The organism is Ignavibacteriales bacterium, from assembly GCA_016709155.1.
In the GTDB taxonomy this organism is placed as follows: Bacteria; Bacteroidota; Ignavibacteria; order Ignavibacteriales; family Ignavibacteriaceae; genus JADJEI01.
Map to the genome: position 1 here is coordinate 180,360 of JADJEI010000001.1, position 19,030 is coordinate 199,389.

Annotated in this window: 14 protein-coding genes and 1 pseudogene; 5 read left to right on the forward strand and 10 right to left on the reverse strand. The window is 35.8% G+C overall.

All coding sequences use genetic code 11. From position 1 onward, the window contains the following. Positions 1–103 precede the first annotated feature (103 nt). The 8 genes from IPH11_01000 to hpnC form a co-directional block, all read right to left on the reverse strand. The gene (locus IPH11_01000; protein ID MBK6912313.1) at positions 104–1,270 is read right to left on the reverse strand and encodes a T9SS type A sorting domain-containing protein; all 1,167 of its coding nucleotides are present in this window, start codon (positions 1,268–1,270) and stop codon (positions 104–106) included. Between the two features lie 117 nt (positions 1,271–1,387). Next, positions 1,388–2,005: a T9SS type A sorting domain-containing protein gene (locus IPH11_01005; GenBank protein MBK6912314.1), complete on the reverse strand. Its 618-nt coding sequence runs from the start codon at positions 2,003–2,005 to the stop codon at positions 1,388–1,390. 760 nt (positions 2,006–2,765) lie between these two features. After that, on the reverse strand, positions 2,766–3,641 hold the full coding sequence (locus tag IPH11_01010; GenBank protein MBK6912315.1) for a hypothetical protein: 876 nt from the start codon (positions 3,639–3,641) through the stop codon (positions 2,766–2,768). Between the two features lie 11 nt (positions 3,642–3,652). After that, positions 3,653–4,270 carry a T9SS type A sorting domain-containing protein gene (locus IPH11_01015; protein ID MBK6912316.1) on the reverse strand — a complete coding sequence of 206 codons (618 nt, stop codon included), beginning with the start codon at positions 4,268–4,270 and terminating at the stop codon, positions 3,653–3,655. Between the two features lie 1,951 nt (positions 4,271–6,221). Beyond that, positions 6,222–7,349, reverse strand: coding sequence for an FAD-dependent oxidoreductase (locus IPH11_01020; protein MBK6912317.1), 1,128 nt, complete (start codon positions 7,347–7,349; stop codon positions 6,222–6,224). Positions 7,350–7,388: 39 nt separating this feature from the next. Then, a complete protein-coding gene (locus tag IPH11_01025) occupies positions 7,389–7,505 on the reverse strand; it encodes an NAD(P)-binding protein (protein ID MBK6912318.1) in 117 nt (38 codons plus the stop codon). After that, positions 7,501–8,340 (reverse strand): presqualene diphosphate synthase HpnD, encoded by an 840-nt coding sequence (gene hpnD / locus IPH11_01030; GenBank protein ID MBK6912319.1) that lies wholly within the window; start codon positions 8,338–8,340, stop codon positions 7,501–7,503. The genes IPH11_01025 and hpnD overlap by 5 nt, the downstream gene beginning before the upstream one ends. Continuing rightward, positions 8,333–9,145, reverse strand: coding sequence for a squalene synthase HpnC (gene hpnC / locus IPH11_01035; GenBank protein MBK6912320.1), 813 nt, complete (start codon positions 9,143–9,145; stop codon positions 8,333–8,335). The genes hpnD and hpnC overlap by 8 nt, the downstream gene beginning before the upstream one ends. 207 nt (positions 9,146–9,352) lie before the next feature. Between hpnC and IPH11_01040 the strand changes: the two are divergent. After that, a pseudogene (locus tag IPH11_01040) lies at positions 9,353–10,958 on the forward strand (peptide chain release factor 3). Between the two features lie 140 nt (positions 10,959–11,098). Next, positions 11,099–11,467, forward strand: coding sequence for an STAS domain-containing protein (locus tag IPH11_01045; GenBank protein ID MBK6912321.1), 369 nt, complete (start codon positions 11,099–11,101; stop codon positions 11,465–11,467). A 146-nt stretch (positions 11,468–11,613) separates the two neighbouring features. On the opposite strand, the gene IPH11_01050 is transcribed toward IPH11_01045, so the two are convergent. Both IPH11_01050 and IPH11_01055 read right to left on the reverse strand, forming a co-directional pair. Further along, positions 11,614–13,602 (reverse strand): T9SS type A sorting domain-containing protein, encoded by a 1,989-nt coding sequence (locus IPH11_01050; protein MBK6912322.1) that lies wholly within the window; start codon positions 13,600–13,602, stop codon positions 11,614–11,616. A 16-nt stretch (positions 13,603–13,618) separates the two neighbouring features. Further along, positions 13,619–14,008 carry a response regulator transcription factor gene (locus tag IPH11_01055; protein ID MBK6912323.1) on the reverse strand — a complete coding sequence of 130 codons (390 nt, stop codon included), beginning with the start codon at positions 14,006–14,008 and terminating at the stop codon, positions 13,619–13,621. 400 nt (positions 14,009–14,408) lie between these two features. Between IPH11_01055 and IPH11_01060 the strand changes: the two genes are divergently transcribed. The 3 genes from IPH11_01060 (at position 14,409) to IPH11_01070 (ending at position 18,703) form a co-directional block, all read left to right on the forward strand. Then, positions 14,409–15,878 (forward strand): HAMP domain-containing protein, encoded by a 1,470-nt coding sequence (locus IPH11_01060; protein MBK6912324.1) that lies wholly within the window; start codon positions 14,409–14,411, stop codon positions 15,876–15,878. Between the two features lie 96 nt (positions 15,879–15,974). Next, complete coding sequence (locus IPH11_01065; protein MBK6912325.1) at positions 15,975–17,258, forward strand: sigma-54-dependent Fis family transcriptional regulator; 1,284 nt, start codon at positions 15,975–15,977, stop codon at positions 17,256–17,258. 746 nt (positions 17,259–18,004) lie between these two features. Then, on the forward strand, positions 18,005–18,703 hold the full coding sequence (locus IPH11_01070) for a hypothetical protein (protein MBK6912326.1): 699 nt from the start codon (positions 18,005–18,007) through the stop codon (positions 18,701–18,703). Positions 18,704–19,030: the final 327 nt, after the last annotated feature.

A 19,030-nucleotide genomic window follows, 5' to 3' on the forward strand; every position in this document is an offset into this window, starting at 1 on the left:
ACAATCAATTTCCTTTTGCAGAAGATCAGTTATCGGATACGAATGAAAAATAGGCACCCAATTAATTGACTGCCTATTTATTCGGGTAACGTACCACTTGAGATTATCTGATTAGAATCATCTTCCTTGTTTGAATATAACTCCCCGCCTTCAACTGGTAGAAATATACTCCACTTGAGAGATTCTGACCTTTGTTAGAATGACTGTCAAATTCAACTTCATATCTACCAGCAGGTTTATATTCATCCACAAGAGTCGCAACTTCATTTCCAAGTACATCATAAATTTTTAAAGTTTGCCAACTGCCTGCTGGAGACTGCCAACTTATCTTCGTGCTTGGGTTATATGGGTTGGGGTAGTTTTGATCCAATCTAAATTCATTCGGGTTTGAAGATATATCTTCCTGGTTATCCGAGGTATTTAGCAATTCAACTTCGACAAGAATATCCCATGTGTATTCCAATGACCACCAGCCATAATCAACCCCAGGGTTAAAGCGACCGTTAGCATAAAACTTCCATCCCGGTATGCCAATAATTCCAGATCGAAGACTAATCCGATCTGTATCCATATTAGCTCCAGTATTTCTATACGCAATTCCAAATATCTCACCCTGAAAAATATTCGGTTCGAACTTTATGTTTGTTTGCATCCACACATACTGACCAGTGTCAAACGGTACAATAGGCACACTGAAACCACCATCACTCCATATATCACTACCGAATGGTTCCGGATCACCGCTTATTGATGTCCATCCGCCTGTTCGATCCGGGTTATCAAGGAATGCGGTAATATTATTGTAACCATTTCCCGACGCCTGATAATACCCATCCCGTTCTGCTGGAGTAATTAACAACTGATCTTCCGTTAAATTTACTTTTACAATTTTGCTTTCAAGATAAGCACCATTAAGTAGTCCAGAATTATCAGTTGCTAAAAAAGCAAATCCTTTGATTATAAGATCTGCCGGTGCAACAAACCATTGCAGCATCCAGTCCTGTCCAAAGGATCCAAAATCAGTATTAAACGTGCCATCATTATATCCGAGCGTATCAATTATACCATTAGCTGATATTGGATTTTTGACGGTTGATCTGATCTGTTGCTTATTCGTGTTTGGTTTAATCTTCATAACTTCAAAAGAGTTCTCGTTCCCATTAAATCTGTAGAACTTCCCATCAGGTCTCATAACCATTCTTTCCTGCGCAATCAAAGTCATTGAAGAAATTATAATAACCACGAATAGATATACAGCTTTTTGCAGCATTGTATCACCTTTTGGTTTAGTTAATTAAAAAACTGAAACCATCTTCAAAACTGATCTCAGTTAGATGCTGATACTTTATTAAAATTGATTTCATTGATTCACTATTAGAGAGATTAATTATTTAATAAATATCATCTTCCTTGTCTGAATAAAATCCCCCGCCTTCAACTGGTAGAAATATACTCCACTGGAGAGATTCTGTCCTTTGTCAGAATGACTGTCAAATTCAACTTCATATCTTCCGGCAGGTTTGTATTCATCAACAAGAGTCGCAACTTCATTTCCAAGAACATCATAAATTTTTAAAGTTTGCCAACTGCCTGCTGGAGACTGCCAACTGATTTTAGTAGTTGGGTTAAATGGGTTGGGGTAGTTTTGATTAAGTGAAAATTCTTTCGGTATTGAACTATGACTATCATCATTTACATCTGTGACAATATCAATCCCAAACCACTTCAGTGTTTGGTAAGGTGCATTGGATGAATCATATCCAACCCAATGATAATATGAATAATCATCACTTAAGGCTGTATTTAGTGCAATTGGATCATACGCAAGAAATACTATTTTATTACCCGCAGGCAATTCTCTGTGCATCGCAGTCGGTTTTATCTGTATCTCCGGTACTCCTGCTATTCCTCTTGTTTCAACTTCCATATCAACTACAACGTCATTTGTTGTTTCGAACCCATCTATCCAATTGCTTGTTCCCAATTCAAAATTAGGATTATACATTAGTGAATCAGCCGGCGGGTTTAGTGAATTGAATAATGTTCTAATCGGCTCACCAAATAAACTACCTTCAACCGGTAAAACCAAAGATGGAATATTTTGCCCGGATACTCCATCATAACTTACATCGTTATAGCTGTGTGTTATTCCTAAAATATCATACTCAAAATCTCCGGGAGTAAAATCCTGGTCAACATAACCATATCTATCACCGAGCCATTCCTGTCCGGCAAGAAAGTAATTTCTGTTTCCATCAGCCTCAAGCCAGGGACCGATCAATGAATCAGTATAGTTTTCAGGTGCTCCGTTACAGATTTCAATTATGTTAGAATAATAATCAAACAATTCAGCGGGTGCTTCGCCGTATCCCCAGACATCGTGAGCAAAATCTAACTCCCCTCCCGGTAATAATTGCGGACCGAAATAATAATCTTGAGGATAGCCGCCGATAAAATTAAATCCATTAAACAAAACAAGTGTATTTGCCCCGGACGGGCCAAAGACGGTGTACACTTTTGGAAGTTACCGCTGAATGCATTGTTGTATCAGTAGCTTCAAAGTAATAAGCGACATTCGTATTGGCCGGAAAACCCGGGAGCTCTCCGGTATACAGACTATCAACTATGTGATTAAGTCTTGACTCATACCATGTTTGTTGATCATCTGTAGAATAGTATGCCGAAACGACAAACTCCGGGTCAGGATTTTTAGTCCATCCACCTAAAACAACAGCAAATATCGGTCTTGGTTCTGTTGATAATGTTCAATTTAGATAAGAATGAATCAAAAAATGGTCCAGATCCCCACTAACAATATCTACTGCAACCGCAAAATCAAATGTATATTCTCTTGTCCACCATCCGAAATCTACTCCCGGGTAAAATCTCCCATTTGCATAATATTTCCAGAATGGGAAACCGACTATACCTGCAAGAAATCCGATTCTATTTTCGCCCATATTTGGTGACGTGTTTTTTACAGCAACACAAAAAGTCTCGTTTTCCGAAATTATCGGCTCATAACCAAGTAGATTCATATCGATCCACTGATAATCAAATAAATTCTCATCCGGGATATATGAATAACCAACTCCATTATCACTCCATAAATCTTCTCCGAATGGTTCAGTATCACCGGATTGAATTGAAGTCCATCCGCCGGTTCTATCAGGATTATCAAAAAATGAAGTGATGTCATTATAGCCATTGCCAAGCGCTTCGTAGTACCCGCGTCGCACAGTATCAGCGCCAAGTAATTGAGATTCGGTCCAATTCACTTTTACTATTTTTACTTCTGCCGGAGTATCATCAGGATTATCGGTGCAATTTAATCCTACACTTTTAATAATTAACTCTGCAGGTGCTTTATACCACTGAAGCCCCCAATCTTGTCCAAATAGACCAAAATTACTATTGAACGATCCATCGTTGTACCCAAGTGTATCATGAAGCCCAAGAGTTCGGCTGTCAGATATCGGTTTCAGAATTTGTGTTGAAGGAATTTTCAGAAAAGGTTTTATTCGTTCTGTTTCTTGAGATTTAAGTAAACTCAATTTTTTTTGTTTTTCCAATAAAATATTTTCCTGCGGAAAGAGATTTGCTGAGAATAAAATAAGGAAAAGTATTAGTAAAGATTTCATAGTAGCCTCCTTTATTTTAAAACAATCATCTTCCTTGTTTGAATAAAACCCCCCGCCTTCAACTGGTAGAAATATACTCCACTTGAGAGATTCTGACCTTTGTCAGAATGACTGTCAAATTCAATCTCATATCTTCCGGCAGGTTTGTATTCATCAACAAGAGTCGCAACTTCATTTCCAAGAACATCATAAATTTTTAAAGTTTGCCAACTGCCAACTGGAGACTGCCAACTGATTTTAGTAGTTGGGTTAAATGGGTTGGGGTAGTTTTGTTTAAGTGAAAATTCTTTCGGTAATGAATTATCAGTATGATCATTTGCATCTGTGACAATATCAATTCCAAACCATTTCAGTGTTTGGTAAGGTGTATTCGATGAATCATATCCAACCCAGTGATAATATGAATAATCCGTACTTAAGGCTGTATTTAGTGCAATTGGATCATAAGCAAGAAATACTATTTTATTACCCGCAGTCAATTCTCTGTGTATAGCAGTCGGTTTCATCTGAATGTCCGGTATTCCTGCTATCCCTCTTGTTTCAACTTCCATATCAACTACAACGTCATTTGTTGTTTCGAACCCATCTATCCAATTGCTTGTTCCCAATTCAAAATTAGGATTATACATTAGTGAATCAGCCGGCGGGTTTAATGAATTGAATAATGTTCTTACCGGCTCACCAAAGAGACTACTTTCAACAGGCAAAACCAAAGATGGAATATTTTGTCCTGATACACCATCATAACTTACATCGTTATAACTGTGTGTAATTCCTAAAATATCATACTCAAAATCTCCGGGAGTAAAATCCTGATCAACATAACCATATCTATCGCCGAGCCATTCCTGTCCGGCAAGAAAGTAATTTCTGTTTCCATCAGCCTCAAGCCAGGGACCGATCAATGAATCAGTATAGTTTCCAGGATCTTCGTAACAGATTTCAATTATATTAGAATAATAATCAAACAATTCAGCGGGCGCTTCGCCGTATCCCCAAATATCGTGAGCAAAATCTAACTCCCCTCCCGGAAATAATTGCGGACCAAAATAATAATCTTGTGGATAGCCGTTTGGAGAATCAAATCCATTGAACAAGACAAGAGTATTTGCTCCGGACGGAACAAAGACGGTGTACTCTGTTGTTGGAGTTACCGTTGAAAGCATTGTTGTGGTATCAGTAGCTTCAAAGTAATAAGCCACATTCGTATTAGCAGGAAAACCCGGGAGTTCTCCAGTATATAGGCTATCAATTTCATGATTAAGTAGGATTGGAGGGTACTGATTCCAAGTACTACCTCCATCAATAGAATAGATTAAATTAGCAGTAACAACAAATTCCGGGTAAGGATTTTTAGTCCCTCCACCTAAAACAACAGTTGCAAATACGGGACGTGGTTCGGTTGATAATGTTGAGTTTAAATAAGAATATTCTAAAAAAATTGGGACCGTCCCGCCACTAGCGATATCTACTGCAACCGGAAAATCAAATGTGTATTCTCTTGTCCACCAACCGAAATCTGCTTCCGGTTCGGGGGGATGAATATATCTTCCATTCGCATAAAATTTCCAACCGGGAACTCCTATTCCTGCTAAAAATCCTATCCTATCTGAATCCATGTTTGGAGAAGTATTTTGTACTGCGACACCAAAAATCTCCCCTGCTGCTATCATCGGAGTATAAAGCAAATCCATATCAATCCATTGATAATCTTGACGAGACTCATCTGGTACGAAAGGAATTCCATAACCTTGATCACTCCAAATATCTTCTCCGAATGGTTCAGTATCCCTTGGTTGGATTGAAGTCCAGCCGCCGGTTACATCAGGATTACTACCAAATGCAGTAATGTCGTTATACCCATTGCCAAGAGCTTCGTAGTAACCACGCCGTAAAGTATCAGCACTAATTAATTGTGACTCACTCCAGTTTACTTTTACGAGTTTTACTTCAGCCGGTGCATTATTATTATTATCGGTGCAATAAAATCCCACACTCTTAATTTCCAAATTTGCTGGTGCTTTATACCATTGAAGAAGCCAATCCTGTCCAAATATACCAAAATCAATATTGAATGTTCCGTCGTTATAACCAAGTGTATCAAGAAGCCCAAGAGTTCGGCTGTCAGATATCGGTTTCAGAATTTGTGTTGAAGGAGATTTCTGGAAAGATTTTATTTGTTGTGTTTCCGCTGATTTAAATAAGCTCATTTTTTTTTGCTTTTCCAATAAAACATTTTCTTGCGAATAACTATGTACTGCGCATAAAAATATTAAAAGTGTAATCAAAGATTTCATAGTAACCTCCTGTTATAATTTAGAGAATAATAAAAGTCTGATTGATAAAGCGAAGTAGATGGCGTGATAGAAGTTGGAACGTATAATTTTCGGAAAGCGCTTAAAAATATTTTTAAGCGAAGCGGGCAATGAGAACTATTTTGAACCTCGAAGCAACCAATCAAATACAGATGGATCTGCATAGATACCTCAAACCAATTAATAAACCGTTTTAATTACGGCATAATTGTAATGAATTTATTAGAAAAAAGAAACAACTATTTTTAGTTCTTATTTTTTAATATTAATGACCCTCAATGGCTACGCAAGCAAGCTTGCCGCTTTTAACTGCGCTTTCAATTGTTGAGGGTAATCCTGTATCAATCCAATCACCGGCGAGAAATAAATTATTAATATTCGTTATGGTCGAAGGTCGTTCGCTGTTGATTCTGTTGGATGGAATAAACGCCGCTCTTTTTTCTTTTAGAATTTTATGATGAGTAATCAAATCTTTCGGTATTAGAAGAAATTTTTCAAGTTCAGAAGCTGCTAGATCTAATATTTCCTCTTTAGATTTTTCATTAAGATAATCAGCATCACTGATCACAAGAGTAAGGTGGCTGCCTTTATTAAATACCCAATGTACCGGTGAGTCAATCAATCCATAAAATGCTTTGCCGAGATTATTTTCTTTCAGCCACAAATGAATAGTGAGGATGGTGGAATACTCCAATTCCGGAATCTGCAATTGCAATGATGAGCTTTTTATTTTTTGTAAAGCGAATAACGGAATTGCAGTAATAACGAAATCAAAATCTGTAATGTTTCTTTTATTCGTAACTACTTCAGTTACTCTGTCCTTTTCGATAATAAATTCCTGCACAGTTTCTGAAAGATGAATCGAGCCGGAATGTTTTTTTATAAATTTCATTGCCGGTTCGCAGTATGTCTCACTCAATCCATATTTTGGAAGGATAATTGTCGAAGAAAAATTTCCTTTGAAAAATATTTCTTTTAAAATGTCTGCAAACATTTGTGCTGATGCTTTTTCTGCACTGCAGTTTAATGCACCCGCAACAAGAATATTCCAGAATGCTTTCTTGGTATTTTCATTTTGCATTTGTTTATCAAGCCAATCCGAAACTGATAAATCCAACAAATCACTTTTATGCTGAAAAAATAATTTCAAGAAAAATTTCAGAATTAAAATCCTTTCTGAAAATTTTAGAGCACTATATTTCAGAATACTGATTAGAAGATTGAACGGATAAAAGAATCTATCTGCAGAAAGCAGATGAATGCGATTTTTTTTTTCTACGAAATTAACATTCAGATTTCTTTGAGAAATTAAATTTTCTTCTGCGCCGATGAGTTTTAGAAAATCTATCGTGTGATTGTAACAGCCCATCAAAATATGCTGACCGTTATCAATTACGGTTTGGGTTTTTGAATCTGAAAAGGAATAAGCTCTTCAGTGAAGTTTTGGTGAGGCTTCAATTAATTCGACTTGATAATTATTAGCGGCGAGAAAAGATGCAGCAGAAAGTCCGGCGAACCCTCCACCTATCACTAACACTTTTTCATCAATAAACAAGCTGATACTTCGCCCAAACACCGATTGCTATACCCACCTTCTGAATTTTTGAGACTTTGATATTCTTATTGAACACATCATATTCAGCGTCGATGATTTTATTCAGCATTTTGTAGTAGATATGCTGCATTGCCCTTGCTGCGAACATCGCACGTTTATCGTCAAGATTCAAACAACTTGTGGCGGCATCAAAATAAGTTTTTGCTCTGCGCACTTCGTAAGCCATCAGATCGCGGAAGTTTTCGTTATAGACATACCTAACAAGTTCATCTTCTGAATAGTTAAACTTTGCCATATCTTCTTTGGGCAAATAGATTCTTCCCTTTTCCAAATCCTTTTTTATATCGCGTAAAATATTTGTAAGCTGCAAAGCGATTCCGAGATTGACAGCAAAATCTTTTGTGGTTTTATGTTTGTAACCAAAAATCTCTATGCACATTAGTCCAACGGTGGATGCGACGCGATAGCAATAAAGCTGCAGATCATCAAAAGTCAAATAACGATTTTTTTGAAGATCCATTTCCATGCCTTTTATCAAATCATAAAAAGGATCAAGCGGAATATCAAACTTGGAGATTATTCTGATAAGTTTGTTTAGAAGAGGAAAATCAGATTCACCCTTTAATGATTTTTGAAATTCTACTCGCCAGCGATGAAGTTTTTGGTATTTAATTTCGAGCGATTCATTTCCTTCATCAATAATATCATCCGTCTGACGGCAGAAAGCATAGACTGTATTCATTGCATCGCGCTTATCTTCGGGAAGAAGATTGAATGCATAATAAAATGAACTTTTACTGTTCTTCGCTATTTCTTTTGCTTCATCCATTAACAAATGATTTTATGAGTAGAATAAAAAAATCCTTCTTAGAAAGTTCCGGTCGAATAAAAATATTGTAATTATTTTTTTTAATTTTATTTAAAATTTCTTTTCCGCCTGCAATTGTCCATTTGATTTCATACTTCAGTCGCCCGCTTAAGTATTCCGAAAGTGCGGCACCTTCATTAAATAAATTAAATGCCCGATCAACATTTAACTTTATAAGCGCTTGTAAATTAAGGTTAAAATCTTTTAACTCAAACACTTTTTCTTTGACATTAAATTTCGTCAGTTCATCAAGCGGATAATAAATCCGACCTTTACTATAATCAATTATCGTATCCTGATAAAAATTAGTTAATTGCAATGCAGTGCAAATCTTATCCGAAAGTTGGAATGCATTTTCATCTCTGATATTATAAAGTTCAAGAATCAGTCTGCCGACAGGGTTTGCAGAAAGTGAACAGTAATGCATCAGTTCTTCAAAATTTTTATATCTGGATTTTACCACATCCTGCCTGAAAGCTTTTATCAGGTTCAGGAAATGCTCCTTTGATAATTTTTTTTCAGTAATAGTTGTGAAAAGTGTTTCATCAAATTCATCAACAAAATTTCCATGCATAGATTTCAAAAATCTCTGTTCAAATAAATTTAGTTGATTGAGTCTTTCATCAACAGCCGCATTACCTTCGTCTGCTATATCATCAGCAGTTCTTGCAAACCAGTAAATAATTGAAACATGTTTTCTTAAATTTTTCTTAATCAGAAATGATGCAACTGGAAAATTTTCATAATGATTTTTTGCAAAGCTCAATGCTTTTTGATATGTGTGATAGTGTTCTATCAATATGTTTTATTGTTCGGTTGAAAGTATTTAATTAAATTTGTTCGAGTAAAATTAAGTATTTGATATGGAAGATTTGTAATTAGTTTTTTTGTGACGGATAAATATAATTCGAACTATAACACGCATCACACATTCTCTTTTCTTCCTTCGTAAAAATCATTAAATGAAATAATCATGAGTTTAATACAAGAAATTAATAGAAGACGTACTTTTGCCATCATCTCGCATCCTGATGCAGGTAAGACTACTTTAACCGAAAAATTTTTATTATACGGCGGTGCAGTTCAACTTGCTGGATCGGTAAAAGCACGGAAAAATCAGCGTGCCGCTACATCTGATTGGATGGAGCTTGAAAAGAAAAGAGGGATTTCAATCACCTCGGCTGTGCTTCAGTTTGATTACAAAGGTTTCAAAATAAATTTGCTCGATACCCCCGGTCACGAAGATTTTTCAGAAGATACTTACCGTGTATTAACCGCTGTTGATGCTGCCGTGATGGTTATTGATGGAGCGAAAGGCGTTGAAGCTCAAACAAGAAAATTATTTGAAGTTTGCAGAAGAAGAAACATCCCGATTTTTACATTCATAAATAAAATGGATAGACCTGTTCGTGATCCATTAGAATTGATGGATGAAATTGAAAATGTTCTTGGTATTGGTGCATTTGCAATTAATTATCCAATCGGGCTTGGCGATAGTTTTCGCGGTGTTTACGATCGACTGAAAAATCAGATTCATCTTTTTGAAAAAACTACAGGCGGTAATTTTAAAGCACCGGTGACAATCACTAACATTTCAGACCCCTTTTTCAAATCTATTCTTGGCGAACCTGATTATAAAAAGTTCACAGAAGAATTGGAAATGATTGAGACCGCCGGCGAAAGTTTCGATGTAAATAAAATATTTAAAGGCGAATTGACTCCCGTTTTTTTTGGAAGTGCAAGAAACAATTTTGGAGTACAGCTTCTGCTTGATGGATTTTTAGGTTACGCAGTTCCCCCTACCTCCCGCAATAGCTCCAGTGGAATTGTAAATCCCACAGATGAAAACTTTTCAGGTTTTATCTTTAAAATTCAAGGCAAATATGGACCCTCGCCACAGGGACCGAATCGCATTCTTAAGAATTTGTTCAGGAAAATTCACCCGCGATATGCAGGCTTATCACGTTAATAGTGGAAAGAAAGTAAGGTTATCTAATTCACAAAAACTTTTTGCACAGGATAGAGAAACAATTGATGAAGCATATCCAGGTGATATAATCGGATTTGTCGGTAATACTAATTTTGGCATTGGTGATACAATTTCTGAGAATGAAAATATTTTATTTAAAGAAATTCCTCGATTTGCTCCCGAACATTTCGTGCTTTGTCACAATCCTAATCCATCAAATTATAAGAAATTCCGTGATGGGTTAGATCAGCTTTTGCAGGAAGGTGTAATTCAAAGTTTCTATTTAAAAAACTCGGTGACTAAAACTCCACTACTTGGAGCAGTTGGTCCGCTTCAATTTGAAGTTGCACAATACCGCCTTGAAAACGAATATGGAGCGCCATCGCGAATTGAACCAACCAATTGGAAACTACTGCGTTGGATTGACCCTGCAATTGATGAAGATGAGATTGCCAGATTGTTAATTCCTGCTGGCGCTGCCTGGGCTTACGATCAATTGGAAAGAGCTGTTCTTTTACTAACATCAGAATGGTCAATGAATTATTTTATTGAAAAGAACCCCAAAATAAAATTACAAGACATACCATTTATAGAGCTTGTAACACAATAGGACTTTGTTTTCATTTCGATCCAACTATCATTAACATTTTCCTCAAATTTGTCGATTATCAACATGGAATGAGAATTGAATAGCTATTAATCATATAACAAAGCTTATTCATACTATTTCATAAACAAAAAAGATTAAAAATGATTACACTCGAAGTTTCGGATTTAGATTTTAGAACTGTTTTCTATGGCGATGTGCTCGTTGAGCGCGTTCAAATGCTGCGAGCTACAAAACGTGAGGCAGAATTTTTTAATAAAAAACTTAACTCACACATAGAAAAAAAATTAAATAAAATTGTAATTGATCTTAGCCAATGTGAATTTTTAGACTCCAGTTTCCTCGGCGCAATCGTATTCAATCTAAAAAACATTGAACGCATCGGCGGTGAAATAAAATTAGTTGAGCCGGCAAACACCTATCAAGGACTGCTCGAAAAGACAGGAACATTCAGGATTTTTAATACTTACAAATCAATAAAGGATGCGGTAGAAAGTTTTAGATATAACTAATTTATCCTTCTTCCATTCTTTCACCTTTTCATTAATATTGTACTTACATAAAAAAAACAGCCTCCCAAGATCAGGAGGCTGTGACATCTTAAAAGTAAGAGATTGAAAACTAATTCACGCTTACTTTGATTGCTTATTGATTAGCTCTACTTAATGAGCACCATCTTATTAACCTGAACAAAATTATTTGAGGTTAATTTGTAGAAATAAATTCCTGACGCATATTTTGAAGCGTTCCATGAATAGGAATATTTACCCGGAGCCATTTGTCCGCTTACCAAAGTCTCAATCTCATTTCCAATTGCATCATAAATAACAAGACTTACTTCTGCATTTTCAGGAACTGAAAATTGAATCTTCGTTTCCGGGTTGAATGGATTTGGATAATTCTGTTCAAGTACATAAGAATTAGGAAGATTGTTATCAACGGGTTCTACATTGACAACCCCGCCAACAGCTTCAATCGAAGCCTTTAACAATGCAAATGTGAATGCAGGATTATGAATGCCAAGACTTCTATCTTCTAAAACAACAAGGTAATTATACGTAGCAGCCGCAACATTTAAAGTGACTGTTGAATCAATTACAACTTCGCCTTCTTCATCTATAGGCAAGAATGTCGCGAGGTAGTCAAGTAATCCTTGCATTTCTATTTGCAAACCTTCAGCAGTTCCGTTTCCATCAAGATCAGCATTTCCGTTGATATAATATTTTTTGTCAGCGAAAGAAGTGCCAATATTACCGTGACAGTTAGCACAAGCCTCTACGTTATCATTGCCCTCTTGATCAGCCATGCTAAATGTATGTCCGCCGAACATTGGAATTCCTTCTGCTTCTTCAGAACTATACATATGACAACTGACACAACTGTTTTCAACATCCATCAGGTGGGGAGATGTAGGAAGTATCTGACCGAATGTCCACACATTACTTGCAGAAAGTACCTCTGCTTGTGGTCCATGATGAGGACCGAAATGGCTTGCATTCAACAAGTAATCCGACACATAAGCCACCGCATCTCTTCTGCTTCTGTGACAGTTCATACAAATTTTACCATAACCGCCTTCAGTAATTTCCTGACCACTGACTAAAGTTACATCAAGAGTTCGGAGCTGATGATCGAGGGATGCATCATGAGGATCGTGGCAAGTTGCACAGCCAATTGGCATTTCATTGCTATAGCCGTCTATTAAATCTACTTTGCCGCCATTAACCCAATCAACAAATCCTTCACCGCTATGGCAGGGGGCACACGAATTTCTATCTTCAGGATAAAGATTCATACCATGACCAGAATTATCCCACTGTTCAGGGAAGAAATGATGATCGCCCGAATCATGACACCAGGCACAATTTGCAACATCAAGAGGTGCGACCATTCTTGAATCGGTTGTTAAACCGTAGTGTTCACTTCCGGGACCATGACAACTTTCGCATTGTATGTTTGCTAATTTCATTGCGTCCGGATATTGATTCATCATCAATTCATATACACCAGGATACAAGGTATCTGGAAAAACAAAACCAAAATCATCGAAGCCATTGTTTGAAGCATTAGGATCATAGCCGGTTGTATGGCATGAGATACAGCTTGATGAATAATGATCGCTTAATGTTCCATCAAGACCTCGTTCTAACATGGAAGAGTGCCCGGTCAACTTCCAATTATCAAATTTATAATCGAATGGTTCATTGTTGTGGCAGACTACACAGTTAACAGTTCCGTTTTCAACTCCGACAAATAAGCCTGCGTTGATTGTGATAGTTTGTGTTAATGCTCCATCCGAAAACTGAATTTCATATTTCCCTGCAACATCTGGAGTAAACACTCTTATCTGAGTTGTATCATTTAAATTAAGCAAGTCGCCAAGTTCAGCACTTGATCCTACCGGTTTGGAGAGCAATGTCCAGGTAGGTGTATTAAATACTGTATCAACAACTTGCCCTTTAAGAAACATTTTAGTTTGAACGCCAACATTCATTAAACCATTGTACGCGCTTGTGAATATATCCATTGTATCCACAGCAGCGTCGCGAGGAGAGATTCCATACGTTTCCAGTTTAAGAGATTGGGAGAATAAAAAGCTACCGTTTACCAATACTATCAGTAAAGCAAGTAGTAATTTGTTTTTCATTATTTCGCCTTTCATATTAATTAATTTGAACACTTGATTTATTTAATTTTATTACAGATTGTACAGCCTGGATTAATTCATTAGGCTGAATTGGTTTTAATGCGTAGTAGTAAACACCGATCTGGCTAATTTCTTTCCCCAATTCCAGCCCTTCGTTTGAGGTGATAAAAATAATTTTGAAATTTTTATTGATGTCTTTTAAAGATCGGATTATCCGAACAGAATTCGGATTTAGAAAATCATCATCAATGATCATAAGCGAAGGATGAATTCTGTGCACACTTGAATGAACCTCCAATGGATCGTGAGTATCTGAATTTATGAATAATTCATTCTCAGTTCCATGGGTATTCTGCTGAATCAATTCGATTATTTGACGGTCATTTGTTATTAATAGTATTTTCATCGCTTTTATTATGCAATCGTAATGCCAATAAGATTTTAAAATGATTCTTATTAGTTGGGCTGTTGCATGATTAAAAGGTTTATTTAAGTAAAATAATCGCTCTATAAGTTTTTAAATGATTGAAATTTAGATATTTCAATTTGTGAAAGTGAGATATTTTTGTCTCGATGCGACAAGAATGGGATAGTAAATTTTTTAAAATTTAATTGATTGAGAAATGACAATGCACCTGACTTTACTTTTAAACGCTCGATGGATTATTCTTTTAAAAAAGGATTAAGTTATTCCTAACAATTATTTAATTTTTAATTGATAATTTTTAAGTTGTATGAAATACTTGCTCAAGTAAAAATTTTCAAATTTCATGGTGCATTAATATTTCTAAAGGGATATAAATCATATGATCCATTCGGTGAGAGGTAAGTTTATACTTTTTTCTACTTTATTCATCACTCTTAGTGTTGGGGTTCCTTTATTTTTCCTGGTTAATCAGATTGATAAAAACTTCGAACAGCGCTCAAAAGCTATGTTGATGACCACTTTGGATATGCTTCATTATGGTTTGTATCATGTGATGACAATCGGTGAACATAAAGATGTTCAGGGAATTGTTGATGGAATATCTTTAAATACGAGTATAAAAAATTTAAGATTGTACGATCACTCAGGTAAAATACTTTATTCATCCAATCAAAAAGAAATCGGAACCAACATAAACACGATTGATCCGAAACATGCTTATTTCGGGGAAAGTGAAGAATGGAAAATTAAGTTCTTAAAGAAGGAAGGGTCATATTCAGCTTCTGAACCCTTGCTTAATAAAGAACTTTGCCAGAATTGTCATGGAGATAAAAAAGTAATAGCCTTTATTGATGTTGATGCAAATTTAACAAAAGCCGAACTACAATTTAATACGGGCGTTACTCACATAATTTTTCTGGGGATAGCAGTCACCCTCCTTTTAATCTCGGGGCTTTTTATCATCTTTAATAAATTTGTAAACACACCGATTAAAAAATTTACTGCTGCATTAGACGAAGTTGGACGAGGAAATTTATCGCTCAAATTGGATGATCAAAAGTCCGATGAATTTGGGACGTTGCACAAAGACTTTAATTCAATGGTGACTACAATCAGAGATTCAAAAACAAAACTTGAAGAAATGCACCTTGAACAGCTTCAGCGAACCGATAAACTCGTCACACTTGGCGAACTTACTTCTGAAACCGCTCACGAAATAAATAATTTTTCAGCCATAATTATGTCACGCGTTGATTATTTAGCTCTTGCCTTTCAACAAGATAATAATCTAAAAAAATACTCCGAAGATTTAGAAGTGATACTTAAACAGATTAATAACATTAATCATATTACCGGTAATATTCTTAAACATAGTAAGCAATCTTCCAAATCGAACGAGGCAATTGATCTTCTAAAAGTTATTGATGAAAGTATTTCGTTATTAAATCCATTGATAAGAAAGAAAGACATAAAACTGATTAAAAAATATGATGTCTCCAATTCCTTGATAAATGGAAATTCACTGTTATTAGAACAGGCATTTACAAACTTGATTCTTAACTCTCTTGATTTTCTAGAAAAGGATGGTGAAATAATAATTTCGATCAGAGAAGTAACTGATGATAAACTTTTAGAGTTAACAATCAGTGATAATGGATGTGGCATTGAAGAAAAATATCTTGACCAAATATTCTCGCCGTTTTTTACCACCAAGACGAAAGAGCGCGGCACAGGGCTTGGTCTGTATATCGTAAAAAAGATTTGCGATAAACATAACGCTTCAATCAAATGTTCTTCGGTGTTTGGCGGCGGTACTACTTTTACAATCATATTTAAAACAAGATGGTAATTTTATGAATGAAATTTTGATCATTGATGATGAAGAGGAAATGCTTACAAGCTAAAAAAAATTCTTTCCTTTAAACCCGAATACAGCCTCACCCTTTTGAATGATTCCAACGAAGCAATAAAAATAGTTCAGAGCAAAAAATTCGATCTTATAATAACTGATCTTAAAATGAAAGGAGTTACCGGGTTAGATATTCTTCGTGCAGCCAAGAATAAATTTCGTGATTCAAAAGTGATTATGATTTCCGGTTACGGTACAATTGAAGCAAGTGTACAGGCAATTAAGGATGGTGCAATTGATTTTTTGGAAAAGCCTTTTACTTCCACAAAATTATTTGATTGTATAAATAACGCTTTAGACAAAGACATTTCATCCTCAAAAGATTCTGACGATGAGAGTGGTGATCAGAAAAATATCGAAGGGATTATTTATCAAAGCAAAAAGATTGATGAATTAATAACAGTCATTAAGCGAACAGCTTCTGAAAATGTTACAATTCTATTAACCGGCGAAAGCGGTACAGGCAAGGAATTATTTGCCCGCGCAATTCATAATCTAAGTCCGCGAAAGAAAAATCCTTTCGTACCTGTTAACTGCGGCGCACTTCCGCCCGAGCTTTTTGAAAGTGAATTATTCGGACACGAACGGGGGGCTTTTACCGGTGCAGTTAAAACAAAACTTGGACTCCTAGAATTTGCAAACTCCGGCACATTCTTTTTTGATGAGATTGGCGATTTGAATCATCCGCTTCAAATAAAATTGCTCCGGATGCTTGAGGAAAGAAAAATACGAAGGGTGGGCGGGCAAAATGAAATTGAGATTGATGTGCGCATAATTGCAGCGACGAATAAAAATCTCGAGAAGGAAGTTGCCGAGAAAAGATTTCGTGAAGATTTATATTACAGACTCGATAGCATCAGGATAAATATTCCCCCCTTAAGAGAACGTCAGGAAGATATTACTCCTCTTGCAAATCATTTCATTAATAATTATTGTATTCGTGATGATAAGCAAGCAAAATATTTTTCACAGGATGCAGAAGCAGTTCTGAAAAATTATTCCTGGCCTGGAAATGTTAGAGAATTACAAAATGTAATCAGCAGAGTTTATTATCTAAGTTCGGGTGACACAATTCAGAAGGACGATCTTCCGGTCAACATGGTTGATGCACAACAAAGTATCAAAAGTGAATTCCTCACACTTCAATATAAAGACGCTAAAGATGCTATCACTGAAAAATTCGAATTAGAATTTCTCACCTATCATCTTAAAAAAAATAACGGAAACATTTCTAAAACTGCCGATGCCTGCGGACTCGATCGCCGTTCGATTCATCGTTTAATAAATAAGTATAATATTATTTATAAAGAAGAAGAGTAGTAAGCCGGATATTCCAATTTCATTTCTTCTAATAGCTAAATCACCTTTGTTAAATGTGAAGGGTAAAAAATTATACTTCAGTATAAAATTTATATTTCCCTGCATCCCAACTTTGCCGCCATGGATTGAAAACATGGCAGCAAAGTTGTGAACTTTGCTTCTGTAATCAGAACTTGGACGGTAAAGTTGAGAACTTTGCCAGCATGGTTCAGAACTTTGCGAACAATATTGGGAACAAAACGCTTTGTTTGAAAACATGACGCCATGGATTGAAACCTTGCCATTCTACTTTGCATCCAGGCAAGTTTTTTTTAGAACTAAGCGGGCAAAGTTCAGGAAATTGCCGCCAAAGTTGAGAACTTTGCTGGCAATGGTGTCAAATTGTGCGATTACGAGCGAATTTTAAAGGGTAATGGTGCCGTGGAAGAAGTAAATTTTGGCAGGTTAAGAGCAATTTTTATGGCGGATATCAAGACAATGAAACAGTTGTCCATAAATATTATATGATATGAATAAGTTTAAAACCCAAATTTTATCTGCACTCATCTCTTCAATTACCTTTCCGCCAAGTGGAATTGAAAGTTGATTGCTGTGCCTTTTGTATTTTTTCAGCAGCGGTAAGTAAACAATAACCGGTTTTGTTTTTGAGGCAACCCACTCCCCTCCTCTAAAAGCAAAGTCACTTTTTACTTTTTCAAGACACTTAATGATTATAGAAAATATTCATTAATATAAAGGAGCGACAAATGTTTCAGCAGCGATTTTTTTTGATCTTAGCGCAAACACTTTTCTTATCTTTCATAATTTTTTATGCGGGATGTGAAAGTAATACCGAACCGACTTCAACAACGTCACAAAATTTTTCACTCAGTCTTAAGACTCCGGTTAATACTCCAAAGCAAAATGGTGATGTCCTTATGATTGATGAAGCAAAAATTCTTGTGCGTGATTTAAAACTAATATCATCGCAAGGTGATGATTCAATGAGCGTCGAAATAGGACCTTTTGTACTCAACCTAAATCTTTCGGGTTCATTAAACACTTACTCTTTTAATAATGTAACAACTAATTTGTACAAAAGTGTAAAGTGGGAAATTCATAAACCTGAAGACAATGAAATACCACCCGATCCCGAATTCAGAGATGGTGAAAGCGGTAATCAAAGATATTCTGTAATTGTTAAAGGAACTTTCAACGGAGCTTTGTTTGTATATAAGTCAACAAAAACTTCTCATCAGATAATTGATTTTCCAACTCCAATTGAAATCAGTTCTGATCAAGCCATTAACGTTACTTTGATAGTTGATCCATACAGTTGGTTCAATGACGATGGTGTTGTATTAGATCCAAATGATAACAGTAATGAAAATGATATAGATAACTTGATTGCGAGTTCATTTAAAGATGTATTCAAAGATTTTAATCGTGACGGTAACCCCGACTGAGTGTTAAAATTTTCATTTCAAGCCCCGCGAAACGGGGCTTTTTTGTTTTAAACGAAACATAAATTTTTATGAGAAGTGAAAATGATTGGAAGTTATTGAACCCATAATCTATTTAGCGAAAAATAGAATTTTATAAAATGATGATATATTAATTACAATCGCCTTGTCCCTTTTTATTAACTCGGATTACTTATTATTAAAAGCAATTATTGAGTGCAAGCTTAAACATCAGTTGACACAAAAGCTGCCATAACCTGCTCGCTTTAAGAAGAATACATTTATTATTTGGTAGTTGAATTACTAAAAGGGTGAGCTATTTCTGTTCTG